This window comes from Pedobacter gandavensis, from assembly GCF_032678745.1.
GTDB lineage: Bacteria > Bacteroidota > Bacteroidia > Sphingobacteriales > Sphingobacteriaceae > Pedobacter > Pedobacter gandavensis_C.
On the sequence record NZ_JAVTST010000001.1, the window covers coordinates 970,962 to 986,783 of the forward strand.

At 41.3% G+C, this 15,822-nt stretch carries 9 protein-coding genes; 8 read left to right on the forward strand and 1 reads right to left on the reverse strand.

Features of this window, described 5'->3' with window-relative positions; genetic code table 11:
* Window positions 1-7: 7 nt before the first annotated feature.
* On the reverse strand, window positions 8-529 hold the full coding sequence (locus R2S10_RS03755) for an STM3941 family protein (protein WP_316839104.1): 522 nt from the start codon (window positions 527-529) through the stop codon (window positions 8-10).
* Window positions 530-1,165: 636 nt separating this feature from the next.
* Here R2S10_RS03755 and R2S10_RS03760 point away from each other — a divergent pair.
* The 8 genes from R2S10_RS03760 (at window position 1,166) to R2S10_RS03795 (ending at window position 15,817) form a co-directional block, all read left to right on the forward strand.
* A complete protein-coding gene (locus R2S10_RS03760; protein WP_316839105.1) occupies window positions 1,166-3,145 on the forward strand; it encodes a PAS domain S-box protein in 1,980 nt (659 codons plus the stop codon).
* Window positions 3,142-3,543 carry a response regulator gene (locus tag R2S10_RS03765; protein WP_316839106.1) on the forward strand — a complete coding sequence of 134 codons (402 nt, stop codon included), beginning with the start codon at window positions 3,142-3,144 and terminating at the stop codon, window positions 3,541-3,543. Before R2S10_RS03760 ends, R2S10_RS03765 begins: the two co-directional genes overlap by 4 nt.
* Window positions 3,544-3,599: 56 nt before the next feature.
* Window positions 3,600-4,769 (forward strand): pyridoxal phosphate-dependent aminotransferase, encoded by a 1,170-nt coding sequence (locus R2S10_RS03770; protein ID WP_316839107.1) that lies wholly within the window; start codon window positions 3,600-3,602, stop codon window positions 4,767-4,769.
* Window positions 4,766-6,703: a DsbA family protein gene (locus tag R2S10_RS03775; RefSeq protein WP_316839108.1), complete on the forward strand. Its 1,938-nt coding sequence runs from the start codon at window positions 4,766-4,768 to the stop codon at window positions 6,701-6,703. Before R2S10_RS03770 ends, R2S10_RS03775 begins: the two co-directional genes overlap by 4 nt.
* 99 nt (window positions 6,704-6,802) lie before the next feature.
* On the forward strand, window positions 6,803-9,235 hold the full coding sequence (locus tag R2S10_RS03780; protein WP_316839109.1) for a TonB-dependent receptor: 2,433 nt from the start codon (window positions 6,803-6,805) through the stop codon (window positions 9,233-9,235).
* Between the two features lie 276 nt (window positions 9,236-9,511).
* Entirely contained in the window at window positions 9,512-9,874 is a 363-nt protein-coding gene (locus tag R2S10_RS03785) for a hypothetical protein (protein ID WP_316839110.1), read from the forward strand.
* Between the two features lie 241 nt (window positions 9,875-10,115).
* On the forward strand, window positions 10,116-11,243 hold the full coding sequence (locus R2S10_RS03790; protein ID WP_316839111.1) for an efflux RND transporter periplasmic adaptor subunit: 1,128 nt from the start codon (window positions 10,116-10,118) through the stop codon (window positions 11,241-11,243).
* A gap of 26 nt (window positions 11,244-11,269) precedes the next feature.
* The gene (locus R2S10_RS03795) at window positions 11,270-15,817 is read left to right on the forward strand and encodes an efflux RND transporter permease subunit (protein ID WP_316839112.1); all 4,548 of its coding nucleotides are present in this window, start codon (window positions 11,270-11,272) and stop codon (window positions 15,815-15,817) included.
* The last annotated feature ends 5 nt before the right edge of the window (window positions 15,818-15,822 follow it).

Genomic DNA, 15,822 nt, shown 5'->3' on the forward strand with positions numbered 1-15,822 from the left:
ATGAGTATTATTTGTTTCTTGGGTCGTAAGCATTGATTTTAGCCAATAATTCTGCGGCATTGCAATCAATGTGGGAAGCCGTTAGGTAAACCATAAAATGTCCGTTTTCATCTGTACTGTCGCTCACTGCCATTTTAGATAATTTCTTACTGATCACTGCTTTGTAATGGTCTACATTGCTCAGGTGAAGGGTAACCAGCACATCCGCTCCCATTTCAGAAAGGCTCAGTTCCTGAATATCTTTCCAACTGATTAGTCCGGCGGCTTTACTTACTGGTGTAACTCTCGAAACAATCCCATCTGGTTGAAGTGCAATCATCGGCGATTTATCCTTCGCAGCGATTAAGGATTTAATTAAGCAGAAGGTCAGTACTAAAACACCAATCCCCGATATTACTGCTGCTTTAGGAAGGTAGGCATCTGCAATGATTCCAGTACTATATAAAAGGATACCTAGTAACATCACAATCAGACCTACATATATAAGTACCAGTTGATTCGATTTTTTTTGATTTCTATAAAATTCCATATTAAGTTTTAGTTAACCTGCCCCGTTTTTATAAAGCAGCAGATTGTGGGTTTGCATTGATTATAGGTTGATAATTTTTGACCATTCTTTCAAAAACTAAGCCATTGTACCCAATTATGCAGTTTTTAGAGGTATCCTTCTGGAAGTCTGAAACATTTATTTTAAGCTGATTTTGCTATGGCTATAAATTTGCCTTAAATTTTAGTCAGGGAGATCTTCTGCTCTTCATTTCATAAATCATCAAATAATTAACTAATTGATCAGTTTTATGACACTTCTGCTATAAGTCATCGTATTTCAGAAAGTAAAATAAAATTCAATTAAAAACTCTTATTGAATAGCCATATGTTTTAATTACATACAACTGAATACCAGCAAACTAAACAAAACTCCCAGCCAAATAACATAAACCAATAAAGGCCCGAAATTAGCATCAGACGCAAAGAATTACCCTTTAAAAACACAACAGGACTTATAAGAACAAATCTTAATAAAAAATAGCGTTCAAAAAAAACGTTCTAATAAGGGTCAAATCAATAATTTTAATTAATATTACAGAGTTAGAAGTCTAGCGAAAGATTTCAATTAATATTTTATAACTTTAATCTTAATGCCATTCTAATTTTAAAAGAAAATATGAGATTAGGCTCCTATCCGGGGATTGAAAAAGTAAGCTTCATTCATCTACAGCACCTGTTTGATGAAGAAAACCAAACGAACTTTAGTGTCATCGTATCATTGGCAGAAATGCTATGCGAAGTACCAATTGCTTTTGTTGGCATTGAAGCTGAAAACGGCACTTTGATAAAAACCAGTAGCGCAATTTCTGAGCATCAGAATTCCTGGACGCTACCCTTCCATTCCAGCCTGCCTATAGTTGTTCCAGATATCAAATTAGACCCGCGTTTTAGCAATCATCCATTGCTGGAATCAGGTATCTGTTTTTATGCGAGTGTACCCATTCTCAACCCTATTCATAATACTCCTGTAGCATATATATGTGTTATGGATAAAATGCCGCGTGAGTTGAATAGTAAACAGCTCAATGGGCTGGAACTTTTAGCGCAGCAGGCTTTTGATATCATTAGGATTAATCTGGAGAACATCGACCTAAAAAAACTGGCTGATGATACGGTTACTCCTTCTCAGGAAATCGACACTATTTTTCACAATGCTATTGATGCAGTGATTGTGCTGGATGATATCGGCATCATTTCTCAATGGAATCCTAAGGCTGAAAGCATCTTTGGATGGCAAAAAAAGGAAGTTATTGGACAACATTTCCATGAAATAGCTTTTCCTGCTGCTTACCATGAACAGTATCTGCAACTTCTGGAAAACCTCAATTATGACGCTCCGGAGAACCACCCTAATACCACTGTAGAGATTTCTGCCTTAAAAAAGGACCATAGTACTTTTGATATTGCCTTGAGTATTTCTTCTGCAACCATACAGGGAAAACATTTTTACATCTGTTTTGTAAGTGACATCACCAATAGGAATCAGATTTCTCAGGAGCTGGTTAAACAGCAAAAGTTTTATGAAAACATATTAAATAAACTGCCTACAGACATTGCTGTTTTTGATGCCAACCATAAATACCTGTTTGTAAATCCCGGTGCGATCAGTGTTAAAGAATACCGGGACTTTATCGTTGGTAAAGACGATTACCAGTATGCAGCTTTCCGAAACAGAGACACTACTACTGCTGATTTAAGAAGAGAACAGTTTCTACAGGTAAAGGAAAGTCGCAAGGAGATCCGTTGGGAAGACAGCTTGAAGGATCCTGAAGGCAATAACATCACCCATTTACGTAGGATGTATCCCGTTCATGATGAAAACGGCGACCTTTCTATGGTAATCGGTTTCGGGATAGACATTACAGACCGTAAAGTAATGGAAGAAAAGCAGGCGGCCCTGGTACAGCAATTGTCATCACAAAACACGCAGCTAATCGATTTTTGTAACATTGTATCTCATAACCTTAGGGCACCATTGGTGAACATGTCTATGTTGGTAGAATTTATTGAAGACACGAATAACCCTGAGGAACAGAAAACCCTTATTTCTAAATTAAAACCAGTAATTGAGAATCTCCACACCACGTTTAATGAACTGGTAGAATCCATACAGATTAAACAAGACCTGGAGATCAAATCGGAAGACATCCTCTTAACAGACTGCATTCGCAGGACTTTTGAAGGATTACAGTCGGAGATTAATAAATCCGAAGCCATTATAGAAACTGATTTCGAAGATGCGCCATCGGTTTATTTTCCAGCGAAGTACTTATATAGCATTTTTCATAACCTATTTAGTAATTGTCTGAAATACCAAAGTCCAAAAAGAAAGCTTGTTATCCAGCTCCAGAGTAAGAAAACAGATGGGAAAGTGTTGTTATCATTTACTGATAACGGGCTTGGCATAGATATGGATAAACATAAAGACAACTGTTTTAAGATTGGAAAGGTATTTCACCATCACCCGAATTCGAAAGGTTTTGGACTATATATGACAAAGACCCAGGTAGAAGCCATGAAAGGTAAAATATGGGTAGAAAGTAAAATTGATGTTGGCTCTACCTTTTTTATTGAATTTATAAATCAGAAAGCATGAATTCGTTAAAAAAAATAGCACTCATAGATGACGATAGCACCTTTGTTTTTCTCACAAAAAGAATGATTAAGGCGGCTAATATCAGCACTCACATTGATGAGTTTAATGATGGACTGCAAGCCCTCAACTTCCTTAAAGCCAACCAAAACAATTCAGAGATCCTGCCTGATGTCATATTTCTGGATCTGAGTATGCCGATCATGGATGGTTGGGAATTTTTGGAAGAGTACACCGTTGTGGAGCCAAGAATACGGAAGACCATCATTTTATACATCGTTTCTTCTTCAATTTCTCCTCATGATATTGAAAGGTCCAGAAACTTCAGTGTAGTATCTGATTTTATCATTAAGCCATTGAATAAGGAACGATTTATCCAGATTATGGGAGATCTGTCTTAACTCCTACTATGGCCATCATCACCCCTAAGCGACCAACTTAATCACTATAAAAAAACATGTTCTCCTCTTCATCAGTCAACCTTGACGTATTAAAAAAAAGGGCTTACAATTTAAGGTGGGCAACCGTTCCGAACGGTGTCATTCCCTTAACCGCAGCCGATCCGGATTTTCCATGTGCCCCGGAAATTTCCGAAGCAATTATTAAATTTACGAAAGACAGGTACCTTTGCTATGGTCCGCCGGAAGGCTTGCCACAGTTCAAAGAAAGCATGGCCGAATTCTTTCAGGAAAAACGAAATATCCCTGCAGACCCTTCGCTTCTTTTCCCGGTAGACAGTGCTGCTTTTGGCATTTGGCTAACCTGTAAAACCTTTCTAAGGGCACAGGATGAAGCCTTGATTTTTGATCCTGTAGATTTCCTTTTCCGCTACTCTATAGAAGCTGTAGGTGCTACTGCAGTTCCTTTTTCTATTCCTCCGGGCGATGTGCCAGTAGATTTTGAAGGACTGGAAAAGCTGATCAACAAGAACACCAAAATGATCTGCATCTGTAATCCTTTAAATCCAACAGGAAAAGTTTTTACCAAAGCAGAATTACTACGTTTTGGAGAGATTGCCTGCAAACATGACCTGATCATTTTATCGGATGAGATCTGGAGTGACATTATCTATGCGCCCCATGTTTTCACCAGTATTGCATCACTGAATGAAGAAATCCGTGACAGGACCATTACGATTACCGGATTCAGCAAATCCTACGGCCTGGCAGGCTTAAGGATCGGTACGGTGATGGCCTCCAATCCGGAACACTATAGCCAGTTATTTGAAGCTTCCTTACATAGTTCTACGATCAATGGCGCCAATGTATTGTCGCAGATTGCAGCAACAGCAGCCCTAACAGAATCTGCTTATTACCTGGATGCTTTCAAAACCCACCTGCATCAAATGCGGGAATTAATTGTAAAAGAACTAAACACAGTAGATGGTTTTCAATGCATTGCACCGGAAGGATGCTATGTTGCCTTTGTGAACATCACTGGAACACATAAAACCAGCATGGAAGTTCGCGATTTACTCTTCAATGAGGCCAAAGTTGCGGTAGTTCCTGGTTTAAAACAATGGTTTGGCGAAGGTGCAGAAGGTTATATCCGTTTGAGCTTCGCTACTTCAGAAGAAATACTCACAGATGCGCTCTCTCGTATCAAGCACACCATAAAATCCCTATGAAAGTTGTCATAATTGGAGGAGGCATCGCCGGACTCACCCTTGGTATATTTTTGCGAAAACAAAATATAGAAACCATAATTAACGAAAGGCTGGTAAATGTGCCGGAAAGAGGTCATGCCTTTTTAATGCACAGTGATGGGCTTACTAAATTAAAAGAACTGAGTCCGGACGACCATACAGTTGTACCTGGAAAAATGGTTCATGACTTTATTCTAAAAAGACCTTCCGGGAAAGAAATCAAGCATTTACACCTGGATTCCTGGAAGTGCATCAAGCGTGGCGATCTGATCCAATTCTTAAAGCGCTCCTTTCCGACAGAACTAGTGAAAGAAGGCCGTGAGTTCTCCCATTTTATATATGAGAATGACAAAGCTGTAGCTGCTGCCTTTACGAATGGAGAGCTGGAATACGGTGATATTTTTGTTGGCGCAGATGGTGGAAATTCAAAAGTAAGACAACAGATCATGGGCGAAGTCACCTTTACTCCGGTCGTTGTAAAAGAAGTTGTAGGGGTTTCTTACAATGAAAAGCTGGCGAAAACGCATGGCGAGAACTTCAACAAATTTCAGGACAACACCAAAGGATTGGCTTTTGGGATGATTCCTACGGATAAGAATGAGTTTGTCTGGTTTGTACAATACGATTCCCGTTTAAATGATGTTAAAACCCAAAGTCCTGAGGGGATTAAGGAATTTTGTACTGAACTGCTAAAGGATTTCCCTGTAGAAGTTCAGGAACTATTGTCTACCAACGACTTTAACAGCAGTTACATCTGGAACACCCGGGATTTCGATCTACTACCCTCTTTTCACCATCAAAATGTAGTCTTGATTGGCGATGCAGCACACCTTTCCCTTCCATTTACCAGTGCCGGTACCACCAATGCAATTGTAGATGCAAGAACACTTGTTGATGAGCTGATCAGCAATGAAAACCATGAAATTGCTTTTGAAAAGTACTATGCGACCAGAGCGCCACAGATAGAAAAACACATTCAGTTGGGCAGGGATTTGAAGCACATTTTCCTAAACCCTACAGATCAGAATGATGATGATATTCCGGTACCATTGATCGCCAACAAAGAAGAACATGATGAAGTAAATGCAAACATGCAAATTGAAGTGCTGTACTTTACCGACCCAATCTGTTCTACCTGCTGGACCATACAGCCATTACTTAGGAAACTTAAACTGGAATACGGCAGTTACCTGAACATTAAATACTGTATGGGTGGAATGCTTCCTTCCTGGGGAGAATACCCTAAGGGCAAAGTAAACAACCCAACAGAAGTGGCAAAACACTGGGATGAAGTTTGCGCCATCCACGAGATGCCTATCGATGGTGATCTATGGATTGAGGATCCTATGAATTCCTCTTACCCACCTTCCATCGCGTTTAAAGCAGCACAGATGCAGGACAATGACCTTGCTCCCCTTTTCTTAAGGCGCATCAATGAGATGGTTTTTGTAGAAAAGAAAAACATCATCAAATGGGAATTCCTGGAAAAAGCAGCTTTAGAAGTAGGGCTGGATTCTGCCAGACTATTGAGGGACTTTGAGGGCCGTGCAAAAGAGCTGTTTAAAGAAGACCTGAACACCGGCAAAACCCATGGTGTAACCAGTTTTCCTACGCTGATCTTTTCTGATGCGACCAATGAACATGTAACCGTTAAAGGGCACCAAACTTATGATCACTTTGTGGACATCATTTTGACGCGCCTACCACATGCTAAGAAGACAGATATAGATACTGACCCGAAAAACCTGTTCAGCCATTTCCCAACAATGGCGGATAAGGAGTTTGCCTATTTGAGCAACATTTCCATGGAGGCCGCAGCCGTTAAATTGGAAGAGCTTTTTGATCAGGGTTTCCTGAAAAAGATGGAAAGCAAAAATGGTATCCTTTGGAAAAGCAATTACGTAGAATTGGTTTAAACACCTATTCAAGGCTATCATTCTATAAATATTCAACGGCTCTCTTTATAAGAGGGCCGTTTTTTTTTGGAAAGTCCGGTAATTTGGGCATCTTAGGTTATGAAAAAATTAGCGCTACTCAGTCTATTTCTCAACGCCTCATTCATAGCAACCGCCTTTTCGCAATCAGCATTGCCATCCAGCAAACACCTAGTTTCCGGTAAGGTGACCGATGAAAACCATAGTCCATTGGCAATGGTAGTGGTGAGTTTGAAACAAGACGCTAAGGTGATCGCTAATACCATCACCAATCCTGAAGGACATTATCAGTTTAAAAACGTGTTAAAAGGAAATTATCAGTTCCAATTTAAGTACCTAGCCTATAGAGACACGGCTTTGTTGGCCATCATCAATAAAGACACACTTGTAAATATTCAATACCAGGGTTCGCAGACTTTAAATGAAGTAAGGGTAACTGCTAAAAAGCCCATCTTCCAGCGACAAATAGATCGCCTGCGTTTTAATGTAGGAGAAACAGACCTGGTTTTTGGAAATAACATCTGGGATGTACTTGAAAAGACACCATTGGTAAACGTTTCCGGAGATGCTGCCATACAAATCAGCGGAACTACTGGTGCTGTCGTTTACCTCAACAATAAAAGGAAAATCCTCACTGGCACTGCACTAAAAAACTACCTGAGCAGTATCCCATCTGAGAACCTGGAGGCAATTGAAGTGATGACTACCCCTTCCAGTAAGTACGATGCGGAAGGCGGTGCCGGCATCATCAACATCATCACTAAAAAGAACAAAGAAGAAGGTTTTATAGGAAATGCTGGATTAAGTGCCCGACAAACCGCAGTAAATTCTCAGGCAGGAAGCCTTTATGGAAACAATCGCTCAGGCAAATGGAATGTTTTCTCTAATTTATACATGAGCAACAGAAGTAGGAAGCCGGAGTTTAAGAAAGACATTTATTATCCTGCAGGCACTGGGGATAATTTGCTGCAGCGAAGTATACACTCCTTTAATGACTACCAGATTTTATCGCCTGGTGGCAGTTTAGGAATCGACCATCAAATCAATAGCAACCATGTAGTTGGGCTACTATTTGACTATTCCGGAATGACACAAAAAGAAAGCAGGGATGCCCAAAGTCGCGATCTTTACCAAACACGGGATTCCCTTGCCGCAACGAAGAATCGAGATGATTTAAGCTCCAACACCTATGCACTGAACCTCAATTACCAGGGTAAACTAGATGGAAAAGGTAAAACCTTGAGTATTGACCTGGATGCACTGGAATACAATTCGAAAAACAAATCTATCAGTAAAACAGAGGCGCTGAATCCAGGCAGTCAACAAGCCCTATATATAAAAGACTGGTTTAGAAGTTCTGCTCCACAAAAAATCAGCAATCAATCCCTTAAAGCTGATTTTGAATGGCCAGTACATAAGGACTTGTCTATCGATTTCGGACTAAAAACGATGCTTTCCAAAATCAGCAACCACCTGCTTTTCGAAAATCGGCTTGGGGATGATCAATGGATAAAGGACCTGAACAGGAGCAACTTTTTCCAGTACGATGAATATATCAACTCCGTTTATGGCATTTTAAACGCTCGTATCAACCCAAAATGGTCTTATCAGCTTGGTTTACGTGTAGAAAACACGATTGCCAAAGGTTGGCTGGAAGGCAACAAAGTAGTCAATAGAAACTACAGCAATGTATTCCCAACGGCATTCCTGAAATACAGCAACAGCAAGGAGAAATCCTATGTGTTAGCGCTTTCCAGCAGGATAAATAGACCTGGTTTTTGGGATGTAAATCCATTCCGTACCTATACCACCGACCAGACTTATTTTGAGGGAAACCCATTTTTGATGCCTTCTAAGTATTATAGAGAAGAATTGAGCCATACGCTGATCAGTAAATCGGGTACATTTACCTTCCAATTGGCTGCGAGCCAGTCGCTGGACGAGATTTATGCCCTACCCAGCAATCCAGTCGGAAATGTAATTGCCAATAAGAAAGTCAATTATGGCAACAAATACAGCTTCTCAAATGCCATCACTTATTTCCAGCAAATTATGCCATGGTGGAGGTTGTCCGGTACCGCATTAACCGGTTATGTCCTTTCAAAAGGGCTTTATGCAGATCAGATCCTGATCGATAATAAAACCTTCCTGCTGAGTCTTTCTACCAATCAAACCTTTAACATTTCAAAGAAAAGCGGGCTTTCCTGCACGGTAATCGCCAATAACACCTTCCCTGTTACCATTGTAAACACGGAAATTGGAAACAGGCTGGAAACGGAATTGCGGTTAAGGAAGTCTATTGGTGCATGGAACGTTACCTTATCTGGTCAGGACTTCTTTAAGAGTAATAAAGATCGGTACAAAGTACTGGTAAACGAACTGAGGATCGTAGATGAAAACTATTACGACACGCAGAGCGTTGCACTTTCGCTCAGCTTTAACTTTGGCAAAATGACCGTGAAGGACAAGAGAGATAGAGATGCGGGATCTGAAGAAGTAAAAAGAAGAATATAAATTCGAATACTTATACTAGTCTGACAGAGGTTTAGGAACTGCTGGGCAACACAAATCTGGCCATCAAAAACCATCAACACGTACTTGAACTCAACCTACATAACCCCAATGCTAATCAGTACTTAAGAAAACTAAAAGAATAAATTATTCTGTAAAAACATAAAGAATGAAGCCCCCATTTTCGCGCAATTGTGCTTGGATGGGGTTTATCATAAAAGTGTAAAGACAATTTTCTCTAAAGAATCAGGGTATGGAAAATTCTATATTTGACCCCGTATGTTTATCAAGTTGTTTCATTTTTTATCGTTGTTCGCCTACCTGAACATTATTGCTTATGAAGCGGGAGACGCTTCTATAAAGCAGTATTCGTTTGCTGGCGACTCTTTACTTGAAATTGTACTCGACGACCTATTGGACATTCCAATGCACAACTACGAAGATGGCATTGAGATTCCAAATGAAAACTACCGCCTTTTCCAGACGGGGATTTACATCCTACCGGCTATGCTGATTCTCTTTTCCTTCTTTATCTTTAAACAGATCGGGAAAGTAATCACGACCATCCACCCCTTCTACAAAACGAAAAGCACTTGCTTGCCAAGTTATTACACCCACTTATTTAGGTTAAAGCCATTCTAGGCAACCCATTCTTTTAGTATTTCCATTATTGAATACCATGTAATTGAGGTAGCTGTCCCGAATATTATCCGGGCTATGCACTCTTTTTGTCTGATTTCATAGGATTAAAAATACTAATGGCCCAAGCTGGCCAATGCTTTTGAGCGCTTAAACCGCTCGAAAAGCTCCTTTCCACGCATTTTTCTTTTTAAACATCCATATCTGGGAACGCATTGACGCGTCCCTAAAAATCATTATGACCATGAAAGTTAAGTATTTAGCTTATTTCCCAATTTTAGCTGCCGTTACCATCGCCGGCTGTACCTCACAAAGCAAAGAGCCTAGTGTTACAGACCAGGCCAAAACCGTGCCTATCGCTACTGTCAGCGTATTAGACACCCTAATTTTCAAAGAATACATTGCCGATATCCAGGCGGTAAAAAACGTAGAAGTAAGGTCCAGATTATCCGGATTCCTGGAGAAAATCTATGTAGAAGAAGGTTCGGCGGTTAAAGCCGGACAAGTTCTCTTCAAGATCAATGACGAAGAATACAAAGCAGATCTGAGTAAGGCCGAAGCCGTATTGAACAATGCCATTGCAGATGCGAAAACTGTAGATTTAGAGCAGGAAAGAACAAAGGTATTGGTGCAAAGCAATATCGTTTCCAAAACAGAACTTGATCTGGGAGCAGCTAAACTGAAAGCTGCAGAATCACGCGTAGCGGAAGCCAGATCCGTGTTGCGTTATGCAAAATCAAGATTATCTCATACCCTGATCAAATCGCCTTTTACAGGACGCATTGATAGAATGCCTTTAAAAGCGGGTAGCTTATTGGAAGAAGGCTCCCTCCTAACCACGGTTTCCGATTTAAGCGCAGTCAACGTTTACTTCTCGATCACCGAAAAAGAATACCTGAACATTGCCAGCGACTCTGCCTATTCGAAAAACAACTTCAAAAAACGCGTTAAACTCACACTAGCCAACGGTGTAGTATATCCTTTTGAAGGTACTGCCCGATTTGCGGAAAGTGAATTCGCAAGTCAGACTGGCTCACTATCTCTAAAAGCCCTATTCCCTAATGCAGAAGGACTCTTAAAACATGGCGCATCCGGTAAAATCAGCGTTCCAGTAGAAACAGGAGAAATTCTAGCAGTTCACCAAAAGTCTGTATTCGAGATTCAGGACAGGACTTATGTATACGTGTTAAACGAAAACAACACCATCAAGATGACGCCATTTGAAGCCGGACAACGTATTGGACACTACTACATGGTGAACTCTGGTCTGAAGAAATCAGATAAGATCGTTTTTGAAGGCACCCAAAGTCTGCGCGACGGCCTGACGGTTAAACCTATGGACATCAAAGCTAACCCTATCGCCAAAAACTAAATCCTGCGCATAAATCATAAATTATTATGTTTGAACAATTCATAAAACGACCGGTATTATCACTGGTTATTTCCTTATTTATCACCCTCCTGGGGCTACTGGCGCTATTTACCTTGCCGGTTACCCAATTCCCGGACATCGTTCCGCCTTCGGTAGTGGTGACCGCCAATTATACCGGTGCAAATGCCGAGGTAAGTACCAATGCAGTGGCCATTCCTTTGGAAAGAGCCATTAACGGTGTTGCCGGAATGACTTACATGAGTTCCGTATCTACCAATAACGGGACGACTCTGATTCAGGTTTTCTTTAAAGTGGGTACTGACCCTGATATTGCCGCTGTAAACGTGCAGAACAGGGTTACTACCGTACTCGACGAATTGCCTGAAGAGGTAATCAAGGCCGGAGTAACGACCGAGAAAGAGGTGAATAGTATGTTGATGTATCTGAACATCTACAGTGATGATAAAACTGCAGATGAGCGCTTTATCTACAACTTCACTGACATCAATATCTTAAAAGAATTGAAACGTATTGAAGGAGTCGGCTTTGCCCAAATCATGGGCTTAAGAGATTATGCAATGCGTGTTTGGCTAAAACCAGACCGACTGGCCGCTTACAACATCTCTTCTGATGATGTAATTGCAGCTTTAAGAAAGCAAAATGTGGAAGCTGCACCCGGACAAACGGGGATTGGTTCTGATAAATCGATCAACATGCAGCAATATGTTTTGCGGTATCCTGGGAAGTTCTCAGAATCTGAGGAATATAAAAACATTCCGATCAGGGCAAATGCAGATGGTTCTATCATCCGGATTAAAGACATCGCAGATGTTGAGTTTGGTTCACTAGACTATGAGATGGTTTCTAAGACGGATGGCAGGCCCTCTGCATCTATCATGCTAAAACAGCTGCCTGGCTCAAATGCTCAGGAAGTAATTAAAAATGTAAAGGAGCGTATGGCTGCTTTACAGGAGAACGCTTTCCCTCCGGGTATGAAATACACCATGGGTTACGACGTATCCAGATTCCTTGATGCCTCAATATCAAGTGTATTAATCACCTTACTTGAAGCATTTATTCTGGTATTTATTGTGGTATTTATCTTCTTACAGGACTTCAGATCTACCTTAATTCCGGCGCTAGCGGTTCCAGTTTGTTTAATTGGCGCCTTGTTTTTCATGCAGATGCTGGGCTTCTCCATCAACTTATTGACACTCTTTGCCCTCGTGCTCGCCATAGGTATTGTGGTCGATAACGCGATTGTGGTAGTCGAGGCCGTCTATTCAAAAATGGAAGAAGAACACCTGCAACCCATGGAAGCTACCATCGCTGCGATGAAAGAAGTAGGTAAACCGGTTGTGGCGATTACCCTGGTAATGTCGGCCGTGTTTATTCCCGTAGCCTTCCTTTCTGGTCCGGTGGGTATTTTCTACCGTCAGTTCTCTTTAACACTCGCATCGGCGATTATCATTTCCGGTATCAATGCATTAACGTTAACACCAGCATTGTGTGCGATTATTTTACGCTCTCCACATGATAAACCGGTATCTAAAGGCTGGATGGCCAGATTCTTTGCTGGATTTAACAGAGCTTACAATAGAATGGCTGGCGGTTACAAAGGCTTACTAACCAGAATCGCTGGAAGAAGAATCTTAACTTTCGGACTGTTGATCGCTTTCTTTGTGACTACCTGGGGCATGAGCAGCATTTTACCTTCCGGATTTATCCCGACAGAAGATCAGGGCATGATTTACGTCAATGTGACCACTCCTCCCGGAGCAACGGTAGACAGAACGGAAACTGTACTGAATGAAATTGATGCCATCAGCAGAAAAATGAAAGCAGTAGAAACGGTATCTACCCTTGCCGGATATAGTCTGGTGAACGAAGTTTCCGGTGCCTCTTATGGAATGGGAATGATCAACCTTGTGGCCTGGAAAGACCGTGAGGAGTCTGTTACAGACATGATTGAAAACCTTAAAAAGGCCACCTCACACATTATGGATGCGGATATTGAATTCTTCCCTCCGCCTACCGTTCCTGGTTTTGGTAACTCCTCGGGCTTTGAATTGCGCCTTTTAGATAAAACAGGTGCCGACGATCTAAACCGAACTGCTGAAGTGATGAAGAAGTTCATTGAAGACTTGAAAGCGACCCCAGAAATCGGGAATGTATTTACCACTTTCGATGTGAGTTTCCCGCAATACCTGATCAAGGTGGATCATGATCTGGCAGCAAAAAAAGGAATCAGCGTAGAAAATGCAATGAATACCCTGCAAACTTTAATGGGAAGTTATTATGCTACCAACTTCATCCGTTACGGACAAATGTATAAGGTAATGGTGCAAGCCGGTCCTAATTACCGTGAAAAACCTGAGGATGTATTGAACCTATTCATCAAGAATGAGCAGGGAGAAATGATGCCTTTCTCTACGTTTATCACTATGGAGCGCGTTTATGGCCCTGAGCAGATTACCCGTTACAATATGTTCTCTTCGGCCATGCTCAATGGAGATGCCACTGCAGGCTTTAGTAGCGGACAAGCAATTGATGCCGTAGAAGCGGTAGCTAAAAAGCTTCCTGCCGGGTATGAGATCGAATGGTCAGGGATGACACGTGAGCAGATCCTTTCCGGAAATCAGGCGCTATACATCTTTGCCTTGTGTTTATTGTTTGTTTACCTGATTCTTGCCGCACAATATGAAAGTTTCCTACTGCCATTGCCAGTATTACTTTCTTTACCTGCAGGTATTTTTGGAGCCTTCCTGTTCTTATGGATGTTTGGACTGGAAAATAACATTTATGCACAGGTGGCATTGGTAATGCTGATCGGCTTACTCGGAAAGAATGCCATTCTTATCGTCGAGTATGCCATTATTAAACAAGAACAAGGTATGAGTTTCTTAGATGCTGCAATTGAGGGCTCTGTTGCCCGTTTGCGTCCTATTTTGATGACCTCTTTTGCTTTTGCAGCAGGATTGGTTCCTTTAATGATTGCTACCGGTGCAGGTGCCTTAGGAAACCGTTCTATCGGTACCGCGGCTGTAGGCGGGATGATCATCGGTACGGTAGTCGGTGTAATCGTGATTCCTGGTCTATATGTACTCTTCTCCTCTTTGATGAAGAAGAAAGTAACTGCCAGCGCTAAGGTCGTTGTGGCGATTGCCTCAGTGATGTTGATCAGCAGTTGCTCGATGAAGAAAGATGTGCCTACTTACGAGCATCGTACATTACCTGAAAACTTCCAGAAAAGCACTGATACAAACACTGTAGCCAATACCACCTGGAAAGAATTCTTTAAAGATGAGGAGCTGATTTCATTAATTGAAAGGGCATTGGCCAACAACCCGGATATGAAGCAAACCCTGCACCATATCGAGATAGCAAAAGCAAACTTAAGAATGCGCAAAGGTGCATCTTTACCTAACATAGATCTTGCAATTGAAGGTGGATTAAGGAGATACGGATTTCACACTGCAGATGGAATCGGAAATTACGACACCAATTTCTCTCCGAATCTGAAACCGGGTGAACAGGTTCCAAATCCCCTTCCCGACTATTTTGTAGGGATTAGAACTTCCTGGGAATTGGATTTATGGGGCAAGTTGAAAAACAAAAAGCAAGCAGCCTTGAATAAATTCCTGGCTTCTTACGAAGGACAAAAACTGGTACAGACTGAACTGATCAGCAATGTATCCGCTGCCTATTTCGAATTGCTTACCCTGGATGAAGAGCTAAAGATTTTAAGCAGAAACATCCAGCTACAACAGAACGGATTGAAGCTGATTCAGGTGCAAAAAGAAGCAGGTGTAGCTACAGAATTAGGCGTTCAGCAGTTCAAAGCAGTGCTTGCCAATTCCAAAGCTAAAGAGCAGGAAGTATTGCAACAGCTGAGTTTAATGCAAAACCACCTGAACTTCCTAACCGGAACATTTGAATCTGATATTAAACTAAAAACCAATGGATTAGAAGAATCTATATCCAACAGTTCTTTAGCATCAGGCACACCATTGCAAATGATTGCTTTGAGACCAGACATCAGACAAGCCGGTCTGGAATTGATCGCTTCGCAGAAGGAAACGAAGGCTGCAAGTGCCGCGTTCTTACCTTCTATTGTATTGGCTCCACACATCGGGTTGCAATCCTTTGACCTCGGTAAATTGTTCCAACCGCAAACGGCATTGGCTTATGGATTGATGGGAGGCTTAACTGCTCCTATCTTCAACCAGCACCGAATACGCGCAGAATACGAGAGTTATAAAGCAACTTACGGAATAGCATTCCAGAACTATGAGAAGATCGTTCTAAAGGCTTATAATGAAGTTCAGGATGCGGTAAAATCTCAGACTTTCATCAAAGCTAAAAGGGAATTCATCTCCGAAGAGGTGAAAGCGCTGAATGCTTCTGTTAAAGCAGCTAATGCGTTGTTTCTAGCTGGAAGGGTGACTTACCTGGATATCATTACCACACAAAGAAATGTTTTAGATGCCGAGCTTAATGAAGTTCAGGCGAAGAAACAACAGGTGCTGAACCAGATTTCTATTTACAAAGCCTTAGGTGGCGGTTGGAAATAAAACGA

What these genes read in the sequence shown, in the direction of transcription:
- R2S10_RS03755 (WP_316839104.1), bottom strand. Translation starts at nt 529, where the DNA reads ATGGAATTTTATAGAAATCAAAAAAAATCGAATCAACTGGTACTTATA.
- R2S10_RS03760 (WP_316839105.1), top strand. Translation starts at nt 1,166, where the DNA reads ATGAGATTAGGCTCCTATCCGGGGATTGAAAAAGTAAGCTTCATTCAT.
- R2S10_RS03765 (WP_316839106.1), top strand. Translation starts at nt 3,142, where the DNA reads ATGAATTCGTTAAAAAAAATAGCACTCATAGATGACGATAGCACCTTT.
- R2S10_RS03770 (WP_316839107.1), top strand. Translation starts at nt 3,600, where the DNA reads ATGTTCTCCTCTTCATCAGTCAACCTTGACGTATTAAAAAAAAGGGCT.
- R2S10_RS03775 (WP_316839108.1), top strand. Translation starts at nt 4,766, where the DNA reads ATGAAAGTTGTCATAATTGGAGGAGGCATCGCCGGACTCACCCTTGGT.
- R2S10_RS03780 (WP_316839109.1), top strand. Translation starts at nt 6,803, where the DNA reads ATGAAAAAATTAGCGCTACTCAGTCTATTTCTCAACGCCTCATTCATA.
- R2S10_RS03785 (WP_316839110.1), top strand. Translation starts at nt 9,512, where the DNA reads ATGTTTATCAAGTTGTTTCATTTTTTATCGTTGTTCGCCTACCTGAAC.
- R2S10_RS03790 (WP_316839111.1), top strand. Translation starts at nt 10,116, where the DNA reads ATGAAAGTTAAGTATTTAGCTTATTTCCCAATTTTAGCTGCCGTTACC.
- R2S10_RS03795 (WP_316839112.1), top strand. Translation starts at nt 11,270, where the DNA reads ATGTTTGAACAATTCATAAAACGACCGGTATTATCACTGGTTATTTCC.